The organism is Pseudomonas lurida, from assembly GCF_002563895.1.
Taxonomy (GTDB): domain Bacteria; phylum Pseudomonadota; class Gammaproteobacteria; order Pseudomonadales; family Pseudomonadaceae; genus Aquipseudomonas; species Aquipseudomonas lurida.
The window spans coordinates 6,301,919-6,311,648 of sequence record NZ_PDJB01000001.1 but is presented as its reverse complement, the minus strand read 5'-3'; the positions used below and the strand labels follow the sequence as shown (position 1 = coordinate 6,311,648).

7 protein-coding genes and 4 pseudogenes are annotated in these 9,730 nt (G+C 62.3%); 6 read left to right on the top strand and 5 right to left on the bottom strand.

Annotated features, from left to right (window positions below; all coding sequences use genetic code 11):
- Positions 1-234 (bottom strand): annotated as a pseudogene (gene aroE / locus ATH90_RS28875) (shikimate dehydrogenase); the annotation flags it as partial.
- A pseudogene (hemF, locus tag ATH90_RS28870) lies at positions 234-1,167 on the bottom strand (oxygen-dependent coproporphyrinogen oxidase). The pseudogenes hemF and aroE, both read right to left, overlap by 1 nt.
- A 160-nt stretch (positions 1,168-1,327) precedes the next feature.
- Here hemF and ATH90_RS28865 point away from each other — a divergent pair.
- Positions 1,328-2,316 (top strand): annotated as a pseudogene (locus ATH90_RS28865) (NADPH:quinone reductase).
- Between the two features lie 129 nt (positions 2,317-2,445).
- On the opposite strand, the pseudogene tsaC reads toward ATH90_RS28865, so the two are convergent.
- The 3 genes and pseudogenes from tsaC to ATH90_RS28850 form a co-directional block, all read right to left on the bottom strand.
- Positions 2,446-3,002 (bottom strand): annotated as a pseudogene (gene tsaC, locus ATH90_RS28860) (L-threonylcarbamoyladenylate synthase type 1 TsaC).
- Between the two features lie 54 nt (positions 3,003-3,056).
- Positions 3,057-4,151 (bottom strand): DNA-processing protein DprA, encoded by a 1,095-nt coding sequence (gene dprA, locus ATH90_RS28855; RefSeq protein WP_034110521.1) that lies wholly within the window; start codon positions 4,149-4,151, stop codon positions 3,057-3,059.
- A gap of 63 nt (positions 4,152-4,214) precedes the next feature.
- Entirely contained in the window at positions 4,215-4,991 is a 777-nt protein-coding gene (locus ATH90_RS28850) for a peptidoglycan-binding protein (protein WP_098465467.1), read from the bottom strand.
- A 135-nt stretch (positions 4,992-5,126) separates the two neighbouring features.
- On the opposite strand from ATH90_RS28850, the gene def reads away from it, so the two are divergent.
- The 5 genes from def to ATH90_RS28825 all read left to right on the top strand — a co-directional run bounded on the left by def (position 5,127) and on the right by ATH90_RS28825 (position 9,725).
- The gene (gene def / locus ATH90_RS28845) at positions 5,127-5,633 is read left to right on the top strand and encodes a peptide deformylase (protein WP_034110518.1); all 507 of its coding nucleotides are present in this window, start codon (positions 5,127-5,129) and stop codon (positions 5,631-5,633) included.
- 69 nt (positions 5,634-5,702) lie between these two features.
- The gene (fmt, locus tag ATH90_RS28840; RefSeq protein ID WP_098465466.1) at positions 5,703-6,656 is read left to right on the top strand and encodes a methionyl-tRNA formyltransferase; all 954 of its coding nucleotides are present in this window, start codon (positions 5,703-5,705) and stop codon (positions 6,654-6,656) included.
- Positions 6,653-7,963, top strand: a complete 1,311-nt coding sequence (gene rsmB / locus ATH90_RS28835) for a 16S rRNA (cytosine(967)-C(5))-methyltransferase RsmB (RefSeq protein WP_098467629.1) — start codon at positions 6,653-6,655, stop codon at positions 7,961-7,963. Before fmt ends, rsmB begins: the two co-directional genes overlap by 4 nt.
- A gap of 22 nt (positions 7,964-7,985) precedes the next feature.
- The gene (trkA, locus tag ATH90_RS28830; RefSeq protein ID WP_034110514.1) at positions 7,986-9,359 is read left to right on the top strand and encodes a Trk system potassium transporter TrkA; all 1,374 of its coding nucleotides are present in this window, start codon (positions 7,986-7,988) and stop codon (positions 9,357-9,359) included.
- Positions 9,360-9,413: 54 nt separating this feature from the next.
- A complete protein-coding gene (locus ATH90_RS28825; protein ID WP_034110512.1) occupies positions 9,414-9,725 on the top strand; it encodes a tetratricopeptide repeat protein in 312 nt (103 codons plus the stop codon).
- Positions 9,726-9,730: the final 5 nt, after the last annotated feature.

Genomic DNA, 9,730 nt, shown 5'->3' with positions numbered 1-9,730 from the left:
GGCGCGTTCGGTCAGGGTGTTGGCCAGGCGGTAGGCGTCTTCCTTGAACGGCACCGTGACGTTCGCGCCACGGCCGTGTTGAAAAAACTCACGGGCACAGCCGGTGAAATCCTCCAGCGGTGCCAGCAAGGTGCTGTAGTCCAGTTGCTCGCCCGTTTGCTCGGCGAACATCCGGTGGATCAGCGGCGACTTGCTGTGGCCGATGGGGTTGCCGAAGACGACGTAACGATCCATCAGACAGCCGCCTTGGGCGCGGCGATGCCGAGCCAGTCGCGGTCTTGCAGGAAGTAGTCCGGTAAGACGCGCCTCTTCGCTGCCGGGCTGGGCCTTCCAGTCGTAGTTCCAGCGCACCTTGCGGCGGCAGCGACATCAGGATCGACTCGGTGCGCCCACCCCGACTGCAAGCCGAACAGGGGTGCCACGGTCATAGACAGGTTGAATTCAACGTAGCGACCGCGACGGAATCCTGGAATTCGCGCTGTTGCTCGGTGTAGGCGAGAGCCTTGCGGCGCTGCACGATCGGCAAGTAGGCGTCGATGTAAGCGTCGCCGATGGCCCGGATGAAGGCGAAGCAGGTGTCGAAGCCCCACTCGTTCAAGTCATCGAAGAACAGGCCGCCGTACCGCGCCGGTTCGTTGCGGTGCTTGATATGGAAGTAGTGTCACACCACGCCTTGTAGCGCGAATACACATCCGGACCGAACGGCGCACAGGCCTGCTCGGCCACGCGGTGCCAGTGGACGCAGTCTTCTTCGTTGCCGTAGTAAGGCGTGAGGTCGAAGCCACCACCGAACCACCATACCGGTTCTTCACCCTCTTTCTCGGCGATGAAAAACCGCACGTTGGCGTGGGAAGTCGGCACATGTGGGTTATGCGGATGGATCACCAGCGACACGCCCAGGGCTTCAAAGCCTCGACCGGCCAGTTCAGGTCGATGCGCGCTGGCGGACGGTGGCAGGCCGCTACCAAACACGTGGGAAAAGTTAACGCCGCCTTTTTCGATCACCGAACCGTTCTCGATTACACGGGTGCGACCACCGCCGCCGGCAGGCCGGGTCCAGGCGTCTTCGATAAAGCGAGTGTCCGTCTCGAAGGTTTCCAGGGCGCTGCAAATGCGGTCTTGCAGGTCTAGCAGGTAGGCCTTTACAGCCTCGGTGCGGGTAGTCATGGCATCACCTTGAATCGGGCAAAGCTACGCGAGGCCATTGGGCGTCGGCGGCAAATGGGCGCACAGGATACCACTGCACCCCCATTGCGCCGCAGTTGACGAAGATCAAGCTTAGGAGTGGGATAGTGGGCTACGCGAATTCGACCCAGGAGGAAGGCAGATGGCAAAACGTATCCAGTTCAGCGCCCATGGCGGCCCCGAAGTGCTTGAGTATGTGGACTACACGCCGGCGGAGCCGGGCCCGCAGCAGGTGCGTGTGCGTAACGAGGGCGATCGGCCTGAAACTTCATCGACACCTATTTCCGCAGTGGCCTGTACGCGCCGCCCGCGTTGCCATCGGGGGTTGGGCGCAGAAGGCGCCGGTGTGGTCGACGCCGTCGGCAGCGAAGTCCACCAATTCAAGGTCGGCGACCGCGTGGCCTATGGCAGCGGCCCGCTGGGTGCCTATAGCCAGCTGCACGTGTGCCCGCCGCCAACCTGGTGCACCTGCGGATGAGATCAGCTACGAACAAGCCGGCCGGCGCCATGTCAATGGGCCTGACCGTGCAGTAACCTGTTGCGCCCAGAACCTACGAACTGAAAGGCGGCGAAACCATCCTGTTCCATGCCGCCGCAGGCGGCGTAGGGCTCCCTGGCCTGTCAATGGGCCAGGCGCTGGGGCGTCAAGCTGATCGGTACCGTCAGCTCGCCGGGAAAAAGCCGCGTTGGCCAAAATCCTTAGGAGCCTGGGAAACCATCGACTACAGCAAGGAAGATGTCGCACAGCGCGTGCTGGAATTGACCGACGGCAAAAATTCCCGGTGGTGTACGACGGCGTTGGCAAGGACACCTGGCTGACGTCACTGGACCAGCGTCGCGCCGCGGGGGCTGGTGGTGGAGTTTCGGTAATGGCGTCGGGGTGCGGTGGACGGGGTGAACCTGGGGATTCTGGCGGCCAAAAGCTCGCTGTACGTCACCCGGCCGACGTTGGCGACCTACGCCAATAACCCGCAGAACCTGCAGGCAATGGCGGATGACCTGTTCTCGATGATCAAGAGCGGTAAGGTGCGCATTGATATCAACCAGCGCTATTCCACTGGCGGATGCGGCGAAGGCACAGACCGAGTGTCCGGGCGCGCACGACAGGGTCGACCCATTCTGTTGCCGTAGGACAATCGATAATCTGGAGCCTGTAAACGCCTCATCGCGGGCAGCCGGCGCCCACATTTGACCGCGTGTCATGACGAACACGGATCAAGTATGGGCGCCGGGCTTGCCCGCGATGGCCGCGCCTCGGCCTCAGGAAGGCCGCACCACCTCGCCCGTCACCAGATCGCGAATCAGGCTCGGGTTCTTGCGCCCACCCAGGGCGCCACCCAATACCAGGTCTACCTGGCCACGGAAGTATTGCTCCACGCGAATCCGCGAGCGCGCCGCCGGACGTCCCTGGGGGTTGGCCGACGTGGAAATCAACGGCCCCACCAGCGAGCACAAGTCGCGCACCAGTGGATGATCGGTTACCCGCAGCGCCACGGTGTCGTGAACACCCGTTACCCATTCCGGCAGCATGTCCTGATGAGGCACCAGCCAGGTGTTCGGGCCCGGCCAGGTGCTGGCCATGCGGTCGATCCAATCCTGCGGAAATCTTCGAACAGGAAGTCGAACTGACGGATGTTGTCCGCCACCAGGATCAGGCCCTTGTCCACCGAACGGTTCTTGATGGCGAGCAAACGGTCCACTGCTTCTTCGTTCCACGGGTCGCAGCCCAAGCCCCAAACTGCCTCGGTTGGGTAGGCAATCACCGCGCCTGCGCGAATTTCTCGTGCGGTTTCCAGCACACGCCACCGGTTGACCATGGTTCACTCTCCAGACTAAAGCTCTGCGCAGTTTACCGATCTTCGTTACAAAACCTAGCAGCGCGCAAGCCAGCGCCCGCTTTCGCAGATGACCTGGCCTTCGAGTTCAAGCTCGGTCAGGGTCGCCAACACCTGGGACAGCGGCCGCCCGCTGGCAATCGCCAGGCCTTCACTGGTGTGGGGCGCCGCGTGCAGCAGCGCCACCAGCGGATGCACGACAGGCATCGGCGTCGGTCGGGACAGCGCCTGCCAGCCACGCAAACCTTCAAGAATGTGCTCGATGGTTTCCACCAGTACCGCACCGTCACGGATCAACTGGTGACAGCCCTTGGCGCCGGGATGATGAATGGACCCCGGAATGGCATACACCTCGCGGCCTTGCTCGGCCGCCAGTTTCGCGGTGATCAGCGAACCACTGGCCATGCTGGCTTCCACCACCAGTACGCCCAGGGACAACCCGCTGATGATGCGGTTACGCCTGGGGAAGTTGCCGGCCTGGGGCGGTGCGTCCAGGGGAAACTCGGAAACCACGGCACTGCCTTGGTCAATCATCGCCGCCGCCAGGCGTGTGTGACGCTGTGGATAAAAATTTTCCAGCCCGGTGCCGAGTACCCCGATTGTCTGGCCGCCCACGTCCAATGCGGCTTGATGAGCTGCGCCGTCGATGCCTAAGGCCAGGCCGCTGGTGATGACAAAACCGGCACTCGCCAGGCTGCGGGAAAACGCGGCCGCCGTGTCCATGCCAGGACGGGTTGCGCGGCGGCTCCCCACCATCGCCAGTTGCGGTTTTTCCAGGATCAGGGGGTCACCGGCGACGAATAACAGCGGTGGCGCGTCATCAATCTGGGCGAGCAGCGCGGGGTACTCCGGCTGGTCCCACATCAGCAAATGCTGGCCCGGGCACGCCAGCCAGGCCAATGCCGAACGGGCACCCTCGCGGACTTCATGGCTGCGACGGGCGTCGGCACTGATGGCCGGCACACCCAGTGAACGCCAGGCACTGGCGGGTGCACTGAGAGCCTTGGATGCAGAGCCGAACGCTTCGATCAGCAAGCGAAAGCGCTTGGGACCCAGTTCCGGCAGCCTGTGCAAGCGTAGTCGGGCTTCCAGTTCTGACGGGGATATTTCATGACAGTTTATCGGATTCATTTGATCATCCTTGACCGGAACAAGCTGTGGATAACTCTGTTGGTAACTTATTTAGCAGGCTATTTATTGTGTTTGGTGGGCAGTCTCGAATCGGTCCATCACCGCCAACGGTCGTGAGGCACTGAGCACAAGGGCGTAACTGAGCTTTTCGTAGGTGCGAAACACCAGTAGGACGCCGGCGTGTTCATCGGGAAGCTTCACCGGGGCTGCGGTGAAGATGTCGCGCACGGTAGCGCCAGTCTTGATCACACTGAGGCGTTGGCCTTCGACCAGGCCGTCGCGACGGCCTTTGTTCAGGGTGACTGCATCGAGTACGCCGATCTGAGTGACGCCTTTGGGGATATCGATGATTTGCCCTTCGACAAAAGCCGCTGCCGGCGTGTCTCCAAAGGTCGTCGGGTCGACGGGAGACTGCACGCGCAGCAGGCGGTCGCCGGGACGTACCTCCTGGGTGATCCGCTGTACGGCCAGGGTCGTCAGGTCACCGGCCACGACAAATCGCGCAGTGCCAATGTCGTCGGCATTGATGCCCAGCAGTTCCTGGGTGTGGGGGTCGGTGTAGACCTTACCCCGTCGGAAGATTGCGTAATCGGGCTGGGAAGGGTCCAAGTTGCCTCGGGCATGCACCCGCTCGCCATTGGCACCCAGCACGCGTCCTGCATCGGCGGCGACAATGTACGGGGCGTTGTCCAGATCCTGGGGCGAATCAAGCAGGCGGTTATGCAGTAAAAACCGCTGGATAGCGTGTTGCGTCGGCTGATCCAGTCGCTGGACGGGCTGCGGCAGCAGGGCCATCGCGAACGGGGCCCACAGCAGCAAGACGAGTAGCGATTTCCTCATGGGGTCAATCTCCTTTATTATGTGCGTTCGCGTGAAATGCCAGAGCCTTCGCGGCTTCGGGGCGCTTCACACCGGCTGTCTGGGTCCATCCCAACGCCGATTTGCCTCTACCTCACATGTGCAGCAATTACGCTTATGGCTATTTTGAACATCCTCGAATTCCCCGACTCGCGCCTGCGCACGATCGCCAAACCGGTGGCCGTAGTGGACGACAAGGTTCGTCAGTTGGTCGATGACATGTTTGAAACAATGTATGAAGCCCCGGGCATCGGCCTCGCCGCGACCCAGGTCAACGTGCATCAGCGCATCGTGGTCATGGACCTGTCGGAAGACCGCAGCGAACCGATGGTGTACATCAACCCCGAGTTCGAACCGCTGACCGACGAGATGGGCGAATACCAGGAAGGTTGCCTGTCGGTGCCGGAGTTCTACGAGAACGTCGAGCGCCCGCTGCGCGTGAAGATCAAGGCCCTGGACCGCGACGGCAAGCCGTTCGAGCTGATTGCCGAAGGCCTGTTGGCAGTGTGCATCCAGCACGAATGCGACCACCTCAATGGCAAGCTGTTTGTCGATTACCTGTCCACGCTCAAGCGCGACCGGATTAAGAAGAAGCTGGAAAAAAAGCATCGCCAGCAAGCTTGATGCCCTTCTTCCAAAGGCTTGCTGCGGCAAGCCTTTTTCTTTTGTGACTGCTTTTAACCGAGACCTCCCATGACCGAGCCACTGCGCATTGTTTTTGCCGGTACCCCCGAATTTGCCGCCGAACACCTCAAGGCGCTGCTTGCCAGCCCTCATGACATCGTCGCGGTGTACACCCAGCCGGATCGCCCGGCCGGTCGCGGGCAAAAACTGATGCCGAGCCCGGTCAAACAGTTGGCGCTGGAGCACACTATTCCCGTACTGCAGCCGCCGACCCTGCGTAACGCAGAAGCCCAGGCTGAATTGGCCGCGCTGCAACCGGACTTGCTGGTGGTGGTGGCCTACGGCCTGATCCTGCCCCAGGCGGTGCTGGATATTCCGCGGCTGGGCTGCATCAACAGTCATGCTTCGCTGTTGCCACGCTGGCGCGGTGCTGCGCCGATCCAGCGCGCCGTGGAAGCGGGCGACGGCGAGAGCGGCGTGACCGTGATGCGCATGGAGGCGGGCCTGGACACCGGCCCGATGCTGCTCAAGGTCACCACGCCTATCACCGCCGAAGACACCGGCGGCAGCCTGCACGACCGTCTGGCTGAACTGGGCCCGCCCGCGGTGATCCAGGCCATCACCGGCCTTGCGGCCGGCACCCTGCAAGGTGAAGTCCAGGACGACAGCCTGGCTACCTACGCCCATAAGCTGAACAAAGACGAAGCGCGCATCGACTGGAGCCGTCCCGCCGTGGAGTTGGAACGCCTGGTGCGTGCGTTCAACCCGTGGCCGATCTGCCACAGCAGCCTCGACGGCGAAGCCTTGAAGGTACTCGCCGCGACGTTGGCCGATGGCAAAGGCGCCCCAGGGGAAATCATCGGCGCCAGCAAAGATGGCCTGGTGGTGGCTTGCGGTGAACAGGCACTGTGCCTGACTCGTCTGCAATTGCCCGGCGGCAAGGCTCTGAACTTCAGCGATTTGTTCAACAGCCGTCGTGAGAAATTTGCCCTGGGCACGATCCTTGGGGTGGCCGCTCAATGAACCCACGTCTGGCCGCCGCCAAGGCTCTCGCCGCTGTCCTCAACGGCAAGGCCTCGCTTAACAGCTCACTGCCGACACAGCTGGATAAAGTCGAGGATCGCGACCGCGGTTTCACCCAGGACCTGGCCTTTGGCACCGCCCGTTGGCAACCACGTTTGTCTGCGCTAGCGGCCAAGCTGCTGCAAAAGCCGTTCAAGGGCGCGGACGCGGACGTCGAGGCACTGTTGCTGGTGGGCCTCTATCAGTTGCTCTACACCCGCGTGCCGGCCCACGCTGCCATCGGTGAAACCGTCGGTTGTGCCGACAAACTGAAAAAGCCCTGGGCCAAGGCCTTGCTCAATGCCGTGCTGCGCCGTGCCCAGCGCGAGAGCGATGCGCTGCTGGCCGAGCTGGAACACGATCCGGTAGTGCGTACCGCTCACCCGCGCTGGCTGCAAAAGTCCCTGAAAGCCTTCTGGCCCGAGCAATGGGAAGCGATCTGCGCGGCCAACAACGCACATCCGCCGATGATCCTGCGGGTCAACCGGCGTCACCACGGCCGTGATGCCTACCTGCAATTGCTCACCGACGCCGGCATCAACGCTACGCCGTGCGTGTACAGCACTGACGGCATCGTGCTCGAGGCCGCCGCCGATGTGCGCAGCCTGCCGGGCTTTACCGAAGGCTGGATCAGTGTGCAGGACGAGGCTGCGCAGTTGGCCGCCGACTTGCTCGACTTGGCTCCCGGCCAGCGCGTACTCGACGCCTGCTGTGCGCCCGGCGGTAAGACGTGCCACATCCTGGAGGTCGAAAAAGACCTGGCCGGTGTAGTGGCTGTGGATCTTGAAGCCAAGCGCTTGGTGCGCGTACGGGAAAACCTCGCGCGCCTGGGCTTGAGCGCCGAGCTGATCGCCGCCGATGGGCGCGACACTGCCGCATGGTGGGACGGCAAGCCGTTCCAGCGCATCCTGCTGGACGCACCGTGCTCAGCCACTGGCGTGATCCGCCGGCACCCGGATATCAAACTCACCCGCCAACCCGACGACATTGCCGCCCTGGCCGTGCTGCAAGGCGAACTGCTCGACGCGCTGTGGCCGACCCTGGAAGTCGGCGGCATCCTGCTTTACGCCACCTGCTCCACCTTGCCCACCGAGAACACCGAGGTCATCGAAGCCTTCCTCGCCCGCACCAGCGGCGCCCGGGAGCTGGACCTCGCCACCACGGCTGGCATCAAGCAGCCCCATGGCCGCCAATTGCTCGTGCAAGAAGGCGGACATGATGGCTTCTACTACGCCAAACTGATCAAGATCGCCGCCGCGCGCGGCTGAATGGTTTTAAGGGAGTGACCGGATGAAAATCATCATCCTTGGGGCAGGGCAGGTCGGCGGTTCGCTGGCCGAACATTTGGCCAGCGAAGCCAACGACATCACCGTGGTCGACACCGATGCCGAGCGCCTGCGCAACCTCGGCGACCGCCTGGATATCCGTACGGTACAGGGTCGAGCGTCGTTTCCGACGGTGCTGCGCCAGGCCGGTGCCGACGATGCCGATATGCTCGTCGCCGTGACCAACAGCGATGAAACCAACATGGTCGCCTGCCAGGTCGCCCACACCCTGTTCCATACCCCGACCAAGATCGCTCGTGTGCGCGAAGCGGCCTACCTGACCCGCGCCGGCCTGTTCGACAACGACGCGATTCCGGTGGACGTACTGATCAGCCCTGAACAAGTGGTCACCCATTACATCAAGCGCCTGATCGAAATCCCAGGCGCCTTGCAGGTGATCGACTTTGCCGGTGGCAAGGCGCAATTGGTCGCGGTGAAGGCTTATTACGGTGGCCCGCTGGTGGGCCAGCAACTGCGCCAGTTGCGTGAGCACATGCCCAATGTGGAAACCCGCGTAGCCGCAATTTTCCGCCGTGACCGCCCGATCCTGCCCCAGGGCGATACAGTGATCGAGGCTGACGACGAAGTGTTTTTCATCGCGGCCAAGGCGAATATTCGCGCCGTCATGAGTGAAATGCGCCGCCTCGACGAGACCTACAAACGCATCGTCATCGCGGGTGGCGGGCAGATCGGCGAGCGTTTGGCCGAAGCCATCGAAAGCCGCTACCAGGTAAAGATCATCGAGATGAGCCCGGCTCGTTGCCGGCATTTGTCTGACACCTTGGACAGCACTGTCGTACTGCAAGGCAGTGCCTCGGACCGCGACCTGCTGATGGAAGAAAACATCGCCGACGCCGATATCTTCCTCGCGCTGACCAACGATGACGAAGCCAACATCATGTCGTCGTTGCTGGCCAAGCGCTTGGGCGCGAAGAAAGTGATGACCATCATCAATAACCCGGCCTATGTGGACTTGATCCAGGGCGGCGATATCGACATCGCCATCAGCCCGCAGTTGGCCACCATCGGCACCTTGCTCGCCCACGTGCGCCGCGGCGATATCGTCAGCGTGCATTCCCTGCGGCGCGGCGCGGCGGAAGCCATCGAAGCGATTGCCCACGGCGACTCGAAGTCGAGCAAGGTGATCGGCAAGGCCATCCGCGATATCGGCTTGCCGCCAGGCACCACCATTGGCGCGATCATTCGTGACGAAGAGGTGATCATTGCCCACGACGATACGGTGATCGCCACGGGTGACCATGTGATCCTGTTCCTGGTGGACAAGAAACATATTCGCGACGTGGAGAAATTGTTCCACGTGGGGCTGAGTTTTTTCTGACGCCGTCGCCGGCAAGGAATAGGCGTCCCCCCGGCGCCTACAAGGGGGTTCTGTATGCTTGAGTCACTGGAGAAAATGCTCGCCAAGGGTGTGGATAACGCGCTGCTGCGTTTTGGTTTGGGCAAGGGTTACCTGGACGCGAAGGACAACAGCAAGGCAGCGGAGCATCTGCAGAAATGCGTCGAGTTCGATCCGAAGTATTCGGCGGCGTGGAAGCTGTTGGGTAAGGCGCACCACGCTCAAGGCGATAGCGCGGCAGCCCGACAAGCCTGGGAGAAGGGCATCGAAGCGGCACAAGCCCATGGCGACAAGCAGGCCGAGAAAGAGATGGCGGTGTTCCTGAAGAAACTCGATCGCCAACCTTGAGCCAG

Excerpts from the sequence above, each read along its gene's own strand:
- dprA (WP_034110521.1), bottom strand. The coding sequence starts at position 4,151 with ATGAATCCGATAAACTGTCATGAAATATCCCCGTCAGAACTGGAAGCC.
- ATH90_RS28825 (WP_034110512.1), top strand. The coding sequence starts at position 9,414 with ATGCTTGAGTCACTGGAGAAAATGCTCGCCAAGGGTGTGGATAACGCG.
- fmt (WP_098465466.1), top strand. The coding sequence starts at position 5,703 with ATGACCGAGCCACTGCGCATTGTTTTTGCCGGTACCCCCGAATTTGCC.
- rsmB (WP_098467629.1), top strand. The coding sequence starts at position 6,653 with ATGAACCCACGTCTGGCCGCCGCCAAGGCTCTCGCCGCTGTCCTCAAC.
- ATH90_RS28850 (WP_098465467.1), bottom strand. The coding sequence starts at position 4,991 with ATGAGGAAATCGCTACTCGTCTTGCTGCTGTGGGCCCCGTTCGCGATG.
- trkA (WP_034110514.1), top strand. The coding sequence starts at position 7,986 with ATGAAAATCATCATCCTTGGGGCAGGGCAGGTCGGCGGTTCGCTGGCC.
- def (WP_034110518.1), top strand. The coding sequence starts at position 5,127 with ATGGCTATTTTGAACATCCTCGAATTCCCCGACTCGCGCCTGCGCACG.